This window comes from Paraglaciecola arctica, assembly GCF_018861065.1.
Classification (GTDB): Bacteria; Pseudomonadota; Gammaproteobacteria; order Enterobacterales; family Alteromonadaceae; genus Paraglaciecola; species Paraglaciecola arctica_B.
In genome coordinates this window covers 30,339-47,429 of the sequence record NZ_JAHKQO010000002.1, presented here as the reverse complement: position 1 = coordinate 47,429, position 17,091 = coordinate 30,339, and the positions used below count along the sequence as shown (strand labels likewise).

The window sequence follows — 17,091 nt, the reverse complement described above, 5'->3', positions numbered from 1 at the left end:
AGCACGCACCTTTTAAAGTACAAGAATTAGTAGAGTAATTAGAGACATGCCAAAACGTACCGACATAAAAAGCATATTGATTTTAGGCGCAGGCCCTATCGTTATAGGCCAAGCTTGTGAATTCGACTATTCAGGTGCACAAGCTTGTAAAGCGTTGCGTGAAGAAGGTTACCGAGTGATTTTGGTTAACTCAAATCCCGCAACTATCATGACCGATCCAGAAATGGCCGACGCCACTTATATTGAGCCTATTCACTGGGAAGTGGTGAAAAAGATCATTGAGAAAGAGCGTCCAGATGCAGTTTTGCCCACAATGGGAGGTCAAACGGCCTTAAACTGCGCCCTTGATTTGAATAAATATGGTGTGCTTGAAGAGTTCGGTGTTGAAATGATTGGGGCAACCGCCGACGCCATTGATAAAGCAGAAGACAGAGAACGTTTTGACAAAGCCATGAAGTCCATAGGTTTGTCTTGTCCCCACGCTGAAATTGCACACACGATAGAACAAGCTTTTGACGTTAGCAGCCGTATTGGTTTTCCTTGCATCATTCGACCATCTTTCACTATGGGTGGTTCTGGCGGCGGTATTGCCTACAATAAGCAAGAATTCGAAGAGATTTGCCGTCGCGGCTTGGATCTATCACCTACCAGTGAATTGTTAATTGATGAGTCCTTAATTGGCTGGAAAGAATATGAAATGGAAGTGGTCAGGGACAAAGCTGACAACTGCATTATCGTGTGTACCATAGAAAATTTTGATCCTATGGGGGTCCATACTGGTGATTCTATTACTGTTGCGCCAGCACAAACCTTAACCGACAAAGAATTCCAAATCATGCGTAACGCTGCAATCGCGGTTTTACGAGAGATCGGAGTTGAAACGGGTGGTTCTAACGTTCAGTTTGGTGTTGATCCTAAAACGGGTCGATTAGTTATTATTGAGATGAACCCTAGGGTGTCTCGTTCGTCAGCTTTGGCTTCCAAGGCCACGGGTTTCCCAATTGCCAAAGTAGCAGCTAAATTAGCCGTAGGTTATACCCTTGACGAATTAGCCAATGATATAACGGGTGGATTAACTCCTGCTTCGTTCGAGCCAACTATCGATTATGTGGTCACAAAAATACCTCGATTTAACTTTGAAAAATTTGACGGTGCCAACGATCGTTTAACCACTCAAATGAAATCTGTTGGCGAAGTAATGGCCATTGGTCGTAATCAACAAGAGTCGCTACAAAAAGCCTTACGTGGACTAGAAGTCGGTGTGAATGGTCTAGATTCGATTATTGATATAAATGGACCCGACGCAAAATTGACAATCATTCGTGAACTTCGTGAACCAGGCGCAGAACGTATTTGGTACATTGGCGATGCCATGCGAATGGGCATGTCGGTTGAAGAAATATTTGAGTTGACCAATATTGATAGATGGTATTTAGTGCAAATTGAAGAATTGATCATTCTTGAACAGCAAATGCAGCAAAGTGGATTATCGGCCATCGATTATGATTTGATGAGAACCCTTAAACGTAAAGGTTTTGCAGACTCTAGAATCGCCGAGTTAACTGGCGTAGATGAGTCAGATGTACGCGAAGTACGTCGTGAATTCGAAATTCATCCTGTCTATAAACGTGTTGATACTTGTGCCGCTGAATTTTCTTCAGATACGGCGTACATGTATTCCACCTATGATGAAGAGTGTGAAGCTAATCCAACCGACAATGATAAAATTATGGTGTTGGGAGGCGGGCCAAACCGTATAGGGCAGGGCATTGAATTTGATTACTGTTGTGTTCACGCTGCCTTAGCATTGCGCGAAGATGGCTACGAAACCATAATGGTTAACTGTAATCCTGAAACCGTTTCTACCGATTACGATACCTCTGACCGTTTATACTTTGAGTCGGTGACACTAGAAGATGTGTTAGAAATAGTGCGTATCGAAAAGCCTAAAGGTGTAATTGTGCAATATGGTGGGCAAACCCCACTTAAATTGGCCCGGGACTTAGAGGCTGCTGGTGTGCCTATTATAGGTACCTCTCCAGACGCCATTGATAAAGCTGAAGATCGCGAACGTTTTCAAAAAATGGTTAATAAACTTAACCTCAAACAACCTGCTAATGCCACAGTTAGAAATCTAGAAGAAGCCTTGGTTGCAGCTGATAAGATTGGTTTCCCGTTAGTCGTAAGGCCCTCCTATGTTTTAGGTGGCCGCGCTATGGAAATTGTATACGACATAAACGACCTTAAACGTTATTTAAATAACGCTGTAAAAGTCTCTAACGACTCACCGGTATTGTTAGACCGTTTCTTAGACGATGCAATTGAAGTGGATGTTGATGCTATTAGTGACGGCACAGATGTCGTAATCGGTGGCATAATGGAGCATATCGAACAAGCAGGGGTACACTCAGGTGATTCGGCCTGTTCGTTACCGCCGTATTCTCTTAGCGAAGAAGTACAAAATGTGATGCGTGAGCAGGTTAGCGCTATGGCATTGGAATTAGGCGTGGTTGGCTTAATGAATACCCAATTTGCGGTGAAAGATGGTCAGGTGTATTTGATTGAAGTAAACCCTCGTGCTGCTAGAACCGTTCCGTTTGTATCAAAAGCTACGGGTATGCCGCTTGCCAAAATTGGGGCCAGAGCTATGGCTGGTCAATCATTAGCGTCACAGGGGATCACCAAAGAAATTATTCCACCATTTTATTCAGTTAAAGAAGTGGTGTTACCTTTTGCTAAATTCCAAGGTGTAGACCCATTATTAGGGCCAGAAATGCGTTCAACGGGTGAAGTAATGGGGGTAGGCGAAAATTTTGAAGAAGCCTATGCCAAAGCTAACTTAGGAGCCAGTCAACCTATTCCTGTTGGTGGCAAAGCGTTATTATCGGTTCGATTGAACGATAAAAATCGAGTCATAGAACTAGGACAAACTATGGTGTCTAAAGGGTTTACTCTAGAGGCGACTAAAGGTACGGCAACAGTATTGAATAATGCCGGTGTAGAATGCAGCGTAGTTAATAAACTTAGTGAAGGTCGTCCAAATATAGTCGATGCTATTAAAAACGGTGAATATTGTTACATTGTCAATACCACTGAAGGTCGACAAGCGATTGATGATTCTGTATATATTCGTAAAGAGGCGTTGTTAAACAAAGTCGCTTATACCACTACTATGAACGCTGCGTTTGCTACAGTTAACGCCAATAAAGCGGATGACAGAGCGAGAGTAACTTCAGTACAAGATTTACATACTCGAATCCATTAACGACATCGATTAGGGGTAAACGTCGAGATTGTTTACTCCTTAGTTGAAAAGCGGTATTTAGTACCCATTAATTTGAATTAAATTACAAAAATAAGAGAGTTGTTGATATGACCCAATATCCAATGACAGCCCAAGGAGCAGATATGCTCCGTGAAGAGTTGAAGCATTTAAAATCAGTTAAAAGGCCACAAATTGTGAAGTCTATTGCTGAAGCGAGAGAGCATGGCGATTTGAAAGAAAACGCCGAGTATCACGCCGCTCGAGAACAGCAAAGCTTTTGTGAAGGGCGTATTCAAGACATAGAAGGTAAATTGTCTAACATCCAGATTATTGACGTCACTAAAATGACTAATAATGGTAAAGTGATATTTGGTACCACAGTGACTATTGTTAATTTGGAAACAGACGAAGAAACCACCTACAAAATAGTCGGTCAGGATGAAGCGGATATTAAAAATAATTTGATATCTGTGGTTTCACCAATCGCCAGAGGTTTGATTGGAAAATCCTTAGATGATGTCGTTAATATCCAAACCCCTAAAGGGACGATAGAGTTTGAGATTATAGCGGTGGAATATATCTAGTTGCTAAAGTTCATTCTTATGAGAAACATTTAATTAATAAACGAGGCTATGGGCCTCGTTTTTGCTTTTAATGACCTACTAGTAGGAATTATTGAGTTAGGAATATTTTGTTATGCAAAGAAAGTTGATATCTAGTGGTTCTGAATTTGAGAGTAAAATAGGGTATTCACGGGCGATAGTTGATGGTGACTATGTTTTTGTATCTGGAACAACAGGGTATGACTATGCTGACATGTCAATATCTAGTGACGTGGCTAAACAAACCGAACAATGTATAAAAAATATAGAACAGGCGCTTGTTGCAGCAAATAGTGCGCTTAAGTGTGTGGTAAGGGTTACCTACATATTGCCTAAAAAAAGTGACTTCGAACAATGTTGGCCTATGCTAAATCACTATTTTGGAGAAATCAGACCTGCGGCGACAATGTTTGAAGCTGGGTTATTAGACGAAAAAATGAAGATTGAAATTCAAGTGACGGCTCGAGTATTACCCCATTCCTAAATGCGGTTACAAACTTATTGAGCTTGGTTTGTCTTAGCCCAGGTAATTAGCTTAATCGTTCTAGAATTCACTTAATCTATCCTTCGGTGCTCTTTAACCCGCAATTTCGACCTTTGTGCCCAGTTGGTTAGCTAGAACTGTAGATTTCAATGAGTTATACCAAATTAGCTATTGATGGCGCAGCGCTAAACATGGGAGATTATTAAAAACAGCTAGACGACTAGCAGTTATGTCCTGAAAAGTTATATTGTCAATTTACTGCAATGTTTCTGTCATATCATCACAGGTAATCATTCGAGTTGTGTTGTATTGGGTGCCATCTGGTGACATTTTTTTTGAACAAAAATAACAAGTTATATTTACTGCCTAGTATTCTTTTTATACTGTTGTTGGTGTTATTTTCATTCTTACGTTTTTATTTAGTTGAACGTGAGGAAGGGCGACGAGTTGCGTTGGCAAAGGTGGTTGCACATCAAGTTGGAAATACCTTAGAGATGTTTTCAGCCGACCGCAGCCGCGCCGTAAATAATTTGATTAATTCATGGCCCGATAGGTCTCCCAATCCAGTCGACTGGTTTCATACTCACGCGGCAAGTATGAAAATTGTTTTGCCTGGCATTGATGATATTTGGTGGCTCAACCCTGATTTTACGGTTCGATGGAACATATCTTCTGAAAACCGATCTGGCTTGTTAGGGAAACCCGTCACCGATTTTGGTATTAATGGGGAGGAACTATTTCAACAGGGTAAGGCTACAAGTTTGTCTCGCCTTAATAAATTACTTGACCTTTATGTATTGAGAGTAGACCCAAACAATCACAGTTTGGGCTACGTAGTAGCGAGTTTTGATATTAAAACCACATTGGAAGCCATGTTGGGTGATTTAATCGGGCCTCAGTTCAATTTTTCAATCTATGATGGCAGCACCAAATTGCTTGATTACGGTGTATTGGTCAATGACGGCTCTATTGTTTCTGTTCCGGTTATTTTTGCAGAACGAGAGTGGGTTTTGAATTTGCAGAGCGCCCATCAAATGGTATTGATGGGTAATTTGATATTAGTTGGCGGCTCTTTGATGTCGGCGCTGATCTGTTTATTTTTATTTTGGCAGCTAAGGAGTGCAGTTCGCTTAAGCCAAAGTCAATTGCATTATCAAGCAGCAAGCGAAGCTGCACTAGATAGTATCATGGTGTATAAAGCCGTATTCGATGGTGCAAGTAACGTTATTGATTTCACATTAGTTGATGCTAACAAGATAACCAGTAAGTTATTTGGTAAAGATATGCTCAAGCAAGAGTCATTGTCGCTTAATCAACACCTAGACCAGATGAATGGTAAAGATATCTTTTCCAAAATCAAACAAGTAAATGAAGATGGAGAACCGTTTGAATGTGTCTTGAGCCGCCATAAAGCATCGCAAAAACAATGGCTCAAATTGCAAGTTGTAAAAGCCGGTATAGGTATCGCAATGACAGTTAGAGACATTACCCAGCGCCACCTTTCACAACAAAAACTTGAACTCAGTGAAGCTAAATTTCGTCGGCTCATTGATGGGCTACGTGGCCATTTTATTTATTCGCTGAAAGCCAGTGGTGAGGTGACTTATATTAGTCATGGCGTAAAAGACGTGTTGGGTTATGAAGCCAGCGACTTTCAGCACAATAGCAAAAATTACGTAAAAAACATGCCGAATAATATGCAGGATATTCGCCAGCGTCAGCTACAGGGGGATAGAACAGAGGCGTATTTGGTCTCCTATCTATCGGCCTCCAATGAAGATGTGATTATTGAATACACTGACTCTCCAATATTTGATAAAGCTCATAATCTAGTGGCTATAGAGGGGATAGCTCGCGATGTTACCGCTGATATTCAATTACGAGAAAAAATCTACTATCAAGCAAACCATGATCAACTTACAGGGCTACTGAATCGCTACGCATTCGACCGTAAATTGCAAAAAGTATTAAATGACATCCACACCCATCAAAAAATAGCGACACTTTGTTATATCGATATGGATCAATTTAAACTGGTTAACGATACTTGTGGACACCAAGCGGGGGATAAATTATTACGAAGTATTGCTAATATTTTAGGGAAGTCCCTTATAGGCAGAGACATACTCGCCCGAGTAGGAGGAGATGAATTTTGTCTGGTGTTAAAAGACACTAACAGTGACCAAGCCCAAGAGAGAGTGCAAGAATTACTGGATAATGTAGCCGCGTTTCGTTTTTTATGGGAAGACAAGGTTTTCCACGTTGGAGCGAGTGTGGGCCTAGTGCAGATTGATCACAGCTATACTGAAGCGGTAGGATTAGTTAAAGCTGCTGATACCGCTTGTTATACGGCTAAAAATAATGGACGTAATCAGTACCATTTGCATCAACAAGGAGACAATGAGCTAGCCTTTCGCAATGCCGAATTAGACACATTAGCGCAAATACAACATGCGCTAGAATATGGTTGTTTTGAATTATATTTCCAAACCATTAAACCCCTTAGTGAAACACACTCTCGCCTCAGTTATGAAATTTTACTGCGTATGAATGACAAACAGGGAAATATGATTAGCCCTGTTATGTTTATCCCGATTGCTGAGCGACATGGTTTAATGACTCGTGTCGATCAATGGGTGTTTGAAACAACCATCGAGCTACTCGAAGCAAACAATGAACATGTTGAAAATTTAGAGAAGTGTGCAATTAATCTTTCCGGTGCGAGCTTAAACTCTCCATCCTTGTTAACTAAAATGCTTAATCGGCTTAAAACGAGCACTATACCCGTTGAAAAATTGTGTTTTGAAATCACTGAAACCTCAGCGGTAATGAATTTGGTTAATGCTGATAATATGGTCAATGAAATTAGATCTCTAGGCTGTAAGTTTGCCTTAGATGATTTTGGCGCGGGTATGTCCTCATTTACTTATCTAAAAAATATGAGTGTCGATTACGTCAAAATTGATGGTTCTTTCGTTAAAAACATGTGCAATGATGTTTGTGATCTTGCGACTGTAAAAGCCATACATGATATTGCTAATAGTATGGGTAAACAGACCATTGCTGAATTTGTTGGAGATACAAAAACAGAACAGTGTTTGAAGGATATGGGAATTAATTTCGCTCAAGGTTACGCGATTGCTAAACCGCAACCTTTTACTGAAATGCTGAAAACAGGATTATCTGCAGCTTAAGCGCAGCGGTTAGTCGACTAGCTTTTTTAGTTCTTGCTGGATCAGTGATTGTGGTAAAGCGCTATAGCCGTCGAGCTCGACCGTGGTTTGCCCTGCTTTGGATAGAACATACAAGATAAACTCATAGATAGATTTTTCAAGTGGTTTATCTGGCTGTTTATTGACATAAAGATAGAGGTAGCGTGCTAAGGGATACTCCCAACTGGTAACACCAATATTATCAGGAAGCGTGGCTTTGCCTTTGTGCATGATGGCTAAAGTCCGTACGCCTGAAGTTTTATACCCCAAACCTGAAAACCCTATTGCATTTGGGTTATTAGAAATTGCCTGAACAATAGACGCATTTCCAGGCAACCTTTGCATGGAATCTAAATATCGGCCGTTGCACAATACTAAATTTCTGAAGAAACCATTGGTTCCTGAGTCTGAATTTCTGCCAAATACATCAATTACAGTTCGTGTGAGATTGGTTTCGACAAGGTCGTGCCAATAGTGAATTCGTGAAGATTGCATGCAACGTGGAGCAGCAGAAAAAATGGCCTCTAGTTGTGAAATGCTGATATGGCTAAGAGGATTACTTTTATGTACAAATATGGCAATTGCATCTATCGCAACTTTTATTGGTGTGGGATGGTAACCATGTTTGAGTTCAAACGCATCTAGCTCATTAGCTGTCATTTTTCGGCTCATAGGTGCGATATTTGCAATACCTGTTAACAAGGCGGGTGGAGCAGTTGCAGAGCCTTCTGAGTGCAAATTAATTTCAACCTCAGGATAAATAATTTTAAATTCATCAGTCCAAAATGCCATCAAATTCGCTAAGGTATCCGAACCCATAGAATTCACTTTACCTTTGAAAGCGGGTTTGTTTTGATAGGTATTGATTTGGGGATCAATCGCCAGTGCATCTGGTGTACTTAGAGCAAAAATTGAGGATACGAGCAGCGCCTTTAGGCTTGCGGTGTAAATATTCAAATGACTTACCTTGTGTACCATGAGTCAATGACTTGGCAGACTATACGACTTAACTAGTTAGGTGATCCATGGTTACTGAAACCAGTGGAAGAATTAATTACAACAGATTACTGTGAATATTTTATGTCAGTGTGAATAATATCGAGTGACATGTTAAAAATGAAATATATGAGGTTATTAAATGATTCACCTACTTGAAAATGCCAATGAGGAAGTTGCTAGTGACATTTTCAACGTTTTTCAACAGGCTTATAAAGTCGAATCTCAGTTAATAGGAGCGGTTGATTTTCCACCTCTATCACGCAGCACCAAAGATATAACAAGTTCCAAAACCTTGTTTTATGGTTTTCACTATGATGCTTATCTTGCCGCAGTAATTGAAATATCGATAAATGAAAAACGCCTAGAAATCGACAGTTTAACTGTTGATCCTAACTATTTTAGAAAAGGCATAGCCGGCAGATTGATACAATATGTTTTAGATACATTTGAATATTCCGAGGCTGTGGTAGAAACGGCCGTAATGAATGAGCCGGCCATCATCTTATATAAAAATCATGGGTTTGTTGAGTATAAACGTTGGATCCCATCCCATGGTATCCCTAAGATCGCAATGTTGTTTAAGCCCTCTGACAGTTAAGGGCATTCACTGATCAAATTGCTCAAGCACATAAGTTTTACTAAGAGCGAATAACAATTTGCTCGTTCTCTATCTTTTCATTAAAAAACAAATTAACAACGGAGTCATTCTTAATGTTGCAGTTTCTAGGTAAAGGTCTTAGGGTGGGGAGTGTCATATTGGGCTTACTGTTAACAAGTGGCGACTTATGTGCTCAACCACCACCTTTATTAAATATGCTTGAGGTAGCAGGTGAAACAAGAAAATACCGGTTGTTTGTTCCATCTTCTTACAATGGGAACACGACCTATCCATTAGTACTCAATTTTCACGGTACAAATAGCCATCCTGATTCACAAGTTGAATTATCTGAATTTGAAAAGCTGGCCGAAATCGAAAATTTCATTGTGGTTTCGCCACTCGCTTTGTTCAAACGCCAAACGAATGGACCCATTACATGGAATGTAAATCGGGCAAAGGGCCCTGACGATGTTTTGTTTATTCGGCAACTTATTGCGACTTTGAAAAAACAGTTTTCAATCGCAGAAACGCGAATTTTTGCTACTGGTTTTTCTGGCGGTGCTCGAATGAGCAGCCGACTGGCTTGTGACCTATCGGCAACCATCGCTGCCATAGGGCCAGTGGCAGGTATAAGGTATCCGAGTGACTGTGTGCCATCAAGAGGAGTGGCAACTATTAGTTTTCACGGTAAAAAGGACAATGTTAATCATTATTACCTACAAAGTGATTCGCCTACTTATTGGAAAATGGGAGTTGAAGAGGCGCTAAGTGCTTGGGTTGAAAATAATCGATGTCAATCAATGACTCGAACTCAATATTCTTTAACTGTCGAATTAATTCAATACAGAAATTGTGTTGCACAAGCTGAAATCGATTTTTACCGTTCTACCGAGGCAGGGCACACTTGGCCAGGCTCTCCTATGGCTGAAACGTTAAAGGGTTATGGTCTAGGTATGACAGAAACAGGTTTACCTGCTTCGCAATTAATTTGGCAATTTTTCAAACGCCATCCGCTAAATGAAGTACCAAAACAACAGCCTTAATCATCAGCAATCACTGCTAAACTATTTAGAATATTGAATTCCAATTGCTTACTATCTTGGCAGATTAGTACGCAAGTGTCGCTGGCTAAACCTGTTTCAACTACTGCTTTAGTCTAATAGATTAAATTCAGATTTTATGTACACTCAACTGCAATATCCCGATGACGGGATTTTATCACCAAGTAACCTACTTAAATTGAAAGTTTTATTTAGAAACTCAGTTCTTTGATGTGCCACGATAGTGGTTTGCTTAAAAGTATGAAAATTGCCAGTTAGGCTTTTAGTGGCTAACGATACGGTTGCAATGATTACCGCTAAATTTTGACGCTTAGTTAATTTAAAAGGGATTGAAATGAAGGTGTCTAAAAAACAAATTAAAATGGCCATTTTTATTAGTATTTTTGTAGGGACAATATTGACCATAATAAACCAAGGCGAGGCGATATTCGGTGATCCGAAAATCAATTGGTTTAAGGTTATTCTTACTTATATCGTGCCTTTTTGTGTTTCTTTATACTCGAGCAGTGTCGCGCAGACTGACACAAAATAAATGCCACTTTAGATGGTATACCTAGACTAAATTTTAAATAGAAGAGACAACAAATATGTTAAGTAACTTAAGTATCAATATGCGCCTTCTCGTAGGCTTTAGTGTTGTCTCTTTGCTTATGGTAGTGCTCACTATGGTGGGAATATATCGTGTCAATATGATAGCGGATACCTTAACCACCATGACTGAAATTAATGTGGTTAAACAACGTAACGCCATTAACTTTCGCGGTAGTGTGCATGATCGGGCTATTGCTATTCGTGATCTCGCCACGGCAAATAGCCAAGCTAACATTAAAACACATATTGATGATATTGATGGTTTATCGGAATTTTATAAGGTATCCCACAAAAAAATGCGTGCAATGCAAAATTCGGGGGTGTTTTTCAGCGCCGAAGAGTCATCGATATTGGACAAACTTGATAGGCTACAACAAAAAACCGAAAAGTTGATTAACGAAGTTATTACAGCCAAAACACAAGCAGTGAATAACGATGCGATGCCGCTGTTAAAAAATGGTGGTAGTCAACTATTTGTAGAATGGCTTAATACAATTAACACCTTTATTGATTTGCAAGAAGTCAAAAATGTTGCGGCTACCAACGACATCTTAGAAAATGCCTCTAGCTTTAAAATAACCATGTTGCTGTTAACGCTAAGCGCTTTGTTATTGTCTATTTTTGTGGCCTATATTATTGCTAAGAGTTTTAAAACATCACTAGGAGCAGAGCCCTTAATTGCAGCACAAGCCCTTACGCAAATCGCCCAGGGTAATTTAGTTCAAGAACTCAGTACACCATTTGACAAAAGTATGCTGGCAACCATGGCCAAAATGCAGGATCGCCTGCGCAATACAGTACTTGAAATTGTAGCGGCTTCACATGACTTGAAACAGCAGTCTACTATCGTCACCAATGGATCTAAAAACATCATTGTACTTGCCCAAGAACAAGACAATCTAACCGTCACTACTCGTACTCGTCTCGATGAAATTAAATCCAATATTTTGGGTGTATCAGAAACGGCAGCCAAAAATAAAGTGAATGCAAAACGTATGGTGGAAAGAGCTAAAAATGGAATTGATTCCATGTCGTTGAGCGTAGAGTCGATGCAAAATGTTGCTAACACCGTGAATCAGGCTGTACAGCAAATAAGTAAATTGGAAGAATTAACTAATCAAATAGGCGGGATCACTAATGTGATCAATGGCATATCCGATCAAACCAATTTGCTGGCATTAAATGCTGCAATTGAGGCTGCGCGAGCGGGTGAAACAGGTCGAGGTTTTGCCGTTGTCGCTGACGAAGTAAGGCAACTTGCTTTACGAACGGGTGAAGCGACTCGCGAGATCCAAACAACTATTGAAGAAGTACAGCAAGAAACTTCAATTGCAGTGAGCGTGATGCAAGATACTTTGCCCAAAGTGCAAGATGGTCAAACTAAGACTCACGACGCAATGAGTTTGCTCCATGAGATTGAAGAAAATGCCGACAACTCTTTCAAAAATGCCAAATTAGTTTCTGATACAGCAACTCAACAGGTAGTAGGAATTGGATCAATAACCGACGTAATGGCACAAATTGATGAGATAAGTAAGAAAACCGTTTATTCGTTAGATCAAAATAATACCGCAACTATCGCCTTGGATAAACTTGCTGCAAAACTAAATGAAGAAGTCGGTTTCTTCAAAACTTCTTAGTTTAGTTCACAAAGATTGGGGAGCAGGCTGAGTTGAGTATTCAATTTTTTTGTAGTGTTAGACATATATCAGCAAATACTCCGAGTCCTTCTTCTAGTTGGGTGTTCCAAGGTAAACCATAACTGAGTCTTATGCAGTGTTGGTAGCGATTGCTAGGAGAAAACAAGGTACCTGGACTAACACTCAGGTTTTGCTCCAACGCCAATTGAAATATATCAGCGCTATTGATGTTTTTATTAAATTCTAACCATAACACTGCCCCTCCTTTGGGGTCACTGATACGCACGCTATCACCTAAACTTTGCTGTAATTTATTGCACATTCGCACTTTGTTAGTGAGTAATATACTGCGTAATTGCACCAGATAACGGTCGTAATCACAGGTTCTTACAAATTCAAAAAGTGTAATTTGATTCATATGGGAGGAAGAGCATGATAGCGCGCGTTTTATCTGAGCACACTTTTGACTAAACTTATGAGTCGCTAGCCATCCAATGCGGTAGGCGGGTGCCGCTGTTTTTGAGAACGAGCTACAGGTAATCACTAACCCTTTTTTACTGTATTTTTGCGCTGGGGATCCACGCTTTTCAGTGAAATACAGATCCCCATAAACATCATCCTCGATAAGAGGGATGTCATTATTTTCTAATAATTGCACTATCTGTTGTTTGGCGTCATCAGTTAATTCACATCCCATAGGGTTGGCGATAGTGCTAGAAAAAACGCAAGCTTTAACTGGATGTTTCGCTATGGCACTTGCGACATCTTGAATGGATAAGCCGTCTTCGGGACAAATTGGCACTTCTAACGCTAACATGCCGAGGTTTTCTATTAATTCTAAAATCCCAAAATAACAGGGTGACTCTACTGCAATGACGTCACCTGCTTTAGCGACACATTGCAAAGCGATATTCAGAGCTTCTTGGGCACCATTGGTGATAATAATGTCATCTGGAGCCATTGGCAGGGCATACTCCATGTAACTAAAGGCAAGTTGTCTTCTAAGTGGCTCATAGCCAGCAACGGGTCCATAGTGTAGGGCTTTGTCACCCATTACGGACATAATACGCCGCATAGTGCGGTTAAGCGTTTTGGTAATAGGCAATGCCGCAACAGGGTTAGCCACACCGAGAGCGAGATTATGAGGCTGATGAATTGACTTGAAAACATCCTCAATTAACTGTTGGCGACTCACCACCATTGGCTTAGCAGGCAAACGTGCCTTTTTGGGCTGCTCTGACTTGTTTTGCTGGGTTAGGAAATATCCTGATTTAGGTTTGGCACGTATTAATCCTTGTCGTTCGAGTTCGATATAGGCTTGTTTAACTGTGGGTATACTCACCGAAAGAGAGGTGGATAAGTTACGTAGCGAAGGTAATTTTTGCCCAGTTTGTAAAGTACCGTTGATGCGCATTTCGGTAATTAAATTGATGACTTGTTGATACAAATAGGTATTGGGTTGTTTCAATGAGGAGGGAGTCATCTTACTTATCGCTTTAATCTGTATAGGTTGTATTTTCAATTAACTGTATCTGTTTAGTATTCAGTTTACGAGTTAAATTAGCCTAACGCTATAAGATTGGAATTTTGGATAATATGAGAAGCACGCTTTTATACATTACTACTGTGTTGATCTGGGGCTCGACATGGTTAGCGATTGAATATCAACTTGGGGTGGTAGCACCTGAGGTTTCTTTAGTTTATAGGTTTTCTATTGCGGCGTTGCTGATGTGGGGATATTGTGTAATCAAAAAACTTCCAATGAGCTTTAGCGTTAACAATCATTTGTTTTTCATGATGCTGGCATGTTGCAACTTTGGCTTTAACTATTTGATTTTGTACTGGGCACAAAACTACTTAACCTCGGCGATGACTTCTATCGCCTTCTCCACTTTACTCGTAATGAACATAGTTAATACACGTATATTTTTTGGGCAACCAATAGCCCCAAGGATCTTTATGGGCGCTATTTTGGGATTAGCCGGAATTGTCGCCTTGTTCTGGCAGGATGTGAAAACTTTGGACTTTGCTAGTGAGGCGGTAATAGGTTTGGGTTTATCATTAGTTGGAACATTTGTAGCCTCATTAGGGAATATGACCAGTGTGCGCAATTCAAAAAACAATATCGGGATTATGCAGGGCAATGCTTGGGGCATGTTTTATGGTAGTGTATTTCTGCTGATTTTTACCACAATCAATGGCAGTGAGTTTGCTCTAGACACTCGCCTTCCGTACATGGCTTCACTGCTTTATCTAAGTGTATTTGGAACCGTTATCGCTTTTGGCTGTTATTTTGTCTTGTTAAAAGATATAGGTCCTGAAAAGGCGAGTTATGCTGTTGTGTTATTTCCAGTGGTGGCGGTGGCACTTAGTATGATATTCGAAGGTTTCGTGTGGCAATCCAGTACCTTAATAGGTTTTGTTCTAGTGTTAATGGGGAATATTGTGGTTTTAACACCCATTAATCGAATTAAAACGCTACTAGGGTTGAATAAAGTTATTGCGACAAGCTCTGTTGAAGCAACAACGTTAAAGTAAACTAAGTACTTGGCTAGGCAGCTGATTTATTGATATTTAAAGTTGTTTAGCCAATTTGTCCAAGGCGCCACCTGTAACACGGTTAACCGTCCATTCGTCCATAGGTTGTGCACCTAAAGACTTATAAAACTCAATTGCTGGTTTGTTCCAATCTAATACCCACCATTCTAAACGTCCACAATTGAGTTCTATGGCAAGCGAGGCTAAATAGCCTAACAGTATTTTACCTAAACCTTTGCCGCGCATCTGAGGTTGCACGTATAAATCTTCTAAATAGATCCCAGGGCGACCCAAAAATGTTGAGAAGTTATGGAAGTACAGAGCAAAGGATACCGGTTTACCTTGATACTCTCCAATAACCACTTTTGCGTAGGGGGTCTCCCCAAATAGGCTATTTTTTAAGGTGGCTTCGTCTGTCACTACTTCATGCAGTAACTTTTCATACTTCGCCAACTCTTTAATGAAGTCTAAAATAAGCGAGGTATCTTCTACAGTTGCAGTGCGAATAATAAAGTTAGGGTCGCGAGTGATTGTGCTCATTTAGTCTCCTTGGACTTGTTTTGATTAAAACAGGCAAATCCGAAGGCCAATAAAGACAAGCACCATATTGTCCAGTCACCTAATAGGCGGTAAGGGGGATGGCCTTTTACTTGCTGCATAGTATCTTCAAGTACCGCAGCTTCAAATTGTGGTATTCGACTTTGAATTTCTCCGCGGTGATTGATAAAGGCTGTAATGCCATTATTGGTAGCACGTAATACTGGTAAAGCAAATTCCTTGGCTCGCGCTTGAGCAATTTCTAAATGTTGCGCAGGACCATGAGATCCTCCAAACCATGCGTCGTTACTCACAGTGATGATAAAATCCGTGTTGTAATACAGGTTAGCGGATATCTGCCGAGGGAAGGCGATTTCAAAACAGATTGCTGGTGCAAAGTGGTAACCTTTTGCCTCAATGTTGCTTTGTTGAAAATCACCTCGACTAAATGATGACATAGGCAAATCAAACAAGGGAGCAATGCCTCGTATCCAGTCTTCAAAAGGAATAAATTCGCCTATGGGTAATAAATGATGTTTAGCAAAACGGTTGTTATGGAAATAATGATACTGCCCACGTGCTGGGGACGTATCGTTTAGGTTGTTGCTTTGTTTTTGACCCAGCCCAATTAGGTTGTTGTAGGCTTCGCGTGTTTCAAAATTGTAATTGACTATGCCGGTAATGAGGCCTGTGTTAGTTTGCGCCGCTATATTATCTATTTCAGTTAGATATTCAGTCGCCACAGGCTCAAGCTGAGGAATGGCCGCTTCTGGCCATATAACTACATCATTATGCCAATGAGCCGCCGTCATGTTTTTATACTTGTCCATGGTGGGCTGATCTTGTTCTGGTGTCCATCTAAGTGCTTGTTCTATATTACCTTGTACCATAGCAATACGTGCTTTTTGACCAGTTGGTTTTGCCCATTGGACGTGGTTTAAGCTAATACCAGATACAAATAATACTGCGACTAACAAAAAACTAGCTAACCACTGCTTTGTTGCTATTCCAATGGCTATTGCTGTACTGATCAATATAGTGAGTCCAGATACCCCAAACTCACCAATAACTGGGAACCAACCACTAAGGGGCCCGTAAAGCTGGCTATATCCCAAAGAAAGCCAAGGAAACCCTGTGAACAACCAACTTCTTACCCATTCTAATAATAACCAAATAAAGGGCAGGGCAATAGGCCAGAACTTTTGATCAAAGTATCTGCAAAGAACACTAAAACTTAGTGCCGGAAATAACGCTAAATAACCGCTTAACAGCAACATTAACGTTAAAGAGCCAATTAGAGGAATGCCACCAAAATCAGCGATACTGACATGCACCCAACTCACACCAGCCCCAAACCAACCGAGTCCAAAAGCAAAGCCTAATTTAAAACCTTGTTTAGGGGAGGTATTGCTGAGTATATAAATAAAACTGATAAGGCTGAGGAAAGTCATTAGCCAAAATGAAAAAGGGGCGTAAGCAAAGGTTAACAACGCACCCAATACAATGGACAAAAGTAATTTTGAAGTGAACGACAAGTCGTTCACTTTTGCTGTGATGCGCAAGG

At 40.4% G+C, this 17,091-nt stretch carries 13 protein-coding genes; 9 read left to right on the top strand and 4 right to left on the bottom strand.

All coding sequences use genetic code 11. The features are described from left to right. Window positions 1-46 precede the first annotated feature (46 nt). The 4 genes from carB (at window position 47) to KO534_RS00520 (ending at window position 7,545) form a co-directional block, all read left to right on the top strand. On the top strand, window positions 47-3,265 hold the full coding sequence (gene carB / locus KO534_RS00535; protein ID WP_215926093.1) for a carbamoyl-phosphate synthase large subunit: 3,219 nt from the start codon (window positions 47-49) through the stop codon (window positions 3,263-3,265). 107 nt (window positions 3,266-3,372) lie between these two features. Then, window positions 3,373-3,849 carry a transcription elongation factor GreA gene (gene greA / locus KO534_RS00530; protein ID WP_215926092.1) on the top strand — a complete coding sequence of 159 codons (477 nt, stop codon included), beginning with the start codon at window positions 3,373-3,375 and terminating at the stop codon, window positions 3,847-3,849. Window positions 3,850-3,961: 112 nt separating this feature from the next. Then, window positions 3,962-4,351, top strand: coding sequence for a RidA family protein (locus tag KO534_RS00525; protein WP_215926091.1), 390 nt, complete (start codon window positions 3,962-3,964; stop codon window positions 4,349-4,351). Window positions 4,352-4,686: 335 nt separating this feature from the next. Beyond that, window positions 4,687-7,545, top strand: coding sequence for a bifunctional diguanylate cyclase/phosphodiesterase (locus KO534_RS00520; protein ID WP_215926090.1), 2,859 nt, complete (start codon window positions 4,687-4,689; stop codon window positions 7,543-7,545). A 9-nt stretch (window positions 7,546-7,554) separates the two neighbouring features. Here KO534_RS00520 and KO534_RS00515 read toward each other — a convergent pair whose 3' ends face one another. Beyond that, complete coding sequence (locus tag KO534_RS00515) at window positions 7,555-8,520, bottom strand: PstS family phosphate ABC transporter substrate-binding protein (RefSeq protein WP_215926088.1); 966 nt, start codon at window positions 8,518-8,520, stop codon at window positions 7,555-7,557. 181 nt (window positions 8,521-8,701) lie between these two features. On the opposite strand from KO534_RS00515, the gene KO534_RS00510 reads away from it, so the two are divergent. The 4 genes from KO534_RS00510 (at window position 8,702) to KO534_RS00495 (ending at window position 12,452) form a co-directional block, all read left to right on the top strand. Next, window positions 8,702-9,160 (top strand): GNAT family N-acetyltransferase, encoded by a 459-nt coding sequence (locus tag KO534_RS00510; protein ID WP_215926086.1) that lies wholly within the window; start codon window positions 8,702-8,704, stop codon window positions 9,158-9,160. Window positions 9,161-9,273: 113 nt separating this feature from the next. Continuing rightward, window positions 9,274-10,203: an alpha/beta hydrolase family esterase gene (locus KO534_RS00505; protein WP_215926084.1), complete on the top strand. Its 930-nt coding sequence runs from the start codon at window positions 9,274-9,276 to the stop codon at window positions 10,201-10,203. A 352-nt stretch (window positions 10,204-10,555) separates the two neighbouring features. Continuing rightward, window positions 10,556-10,753, top strand: a complete 198-nt coding sequence (gene nrtS, locus KO534_RS23660; protein ID WP_215926082.1) for a nitrate/nitrite transporter NrtS — start codon at window positions 10,556-10,558, stop codon at window positions 10,751-10,753. A gap of 55 nt (window positions 10,754-10,808) precedes the next feature. Continuing rightward, a complete protein-coding gene (locus KO534_RS00495) occupies window positions 10,809-12,452 on the top strand; it encodes a methyl-accepting chemotaxis protein (protein WP_215926080.1) in 1,644 nt (547 codons plus the stop codon). 40 nt (window positions 12,453-12,492) lie between these two features. Here the strand turns inward: KO534_RS00495 and KO534_RS00490 are convergent, their stop codons facing one another. Continuing rightward, window positions 12,493-13,935, bottom strand: coding sequence for a PLP-dependent aminotransferase family protein (locus KO534_RS00490; RefSeq protein ID WP_215926078.1), 1,443 nt, complete (start codon window positions 13,933-13,935; stop codon window positions 12,493-12,495). Between the two features lie 113 nt (window positions 13,936-14,048). Here KO534_RS00490 and KO534_RS00485 point away from each other — a divergent pair, with 113 nt between their 5' ends. Beyond that, the gene (locus KO534_RS00485; RefSeq protein WP_215926077.1) at window positions 14,049-14,990 is read left to right on the top strand and encodes a DMT family transporter; all 942 of its coding nucleotides are present in this window, start codon (window positions 14,049-14,051) and stop codon (window positions 14,988-14,990) included. Window positions 14,991-15,026: 36 nt separating this feature from the next. Here KO534_RS00485 and KO534_RS00480 read toward each other — a convergent pair whose 3' ends face one another. Beyond that, the gene (locus tag KO534_RS00480) at window positions 15,027-15,530 is read right to left on the bottom strand and encodes a GNAT family N-acetyltransferase (RefSeq protein WP_215926075.1); all 504 of its coding nucleotides are present in this window, start codon (window positions 15,528-15,530) and stop codon (window positions 15,027-15,029) included. After that, window positions 15,527-17,089 carry an apolipoprotein N-acyltransferase gene (gene lnt / locus KO534_RS00475; RefSeq protein ID WP_252731855.1) on the bottom strand — a complete coding sequence of 521 codons (1,563 nt, stop codon included), beginning with the start codon at window positions 17,087-17,089 and terminating at the stop codon, window positions 15,527-15,529. The genes KO534_RS00480 and lnt overlap by 4 nt, the downstream gene beginning before the upstream one ends. Window positions 17,090-17,091 lie beyond the last annotated feature (2 nt).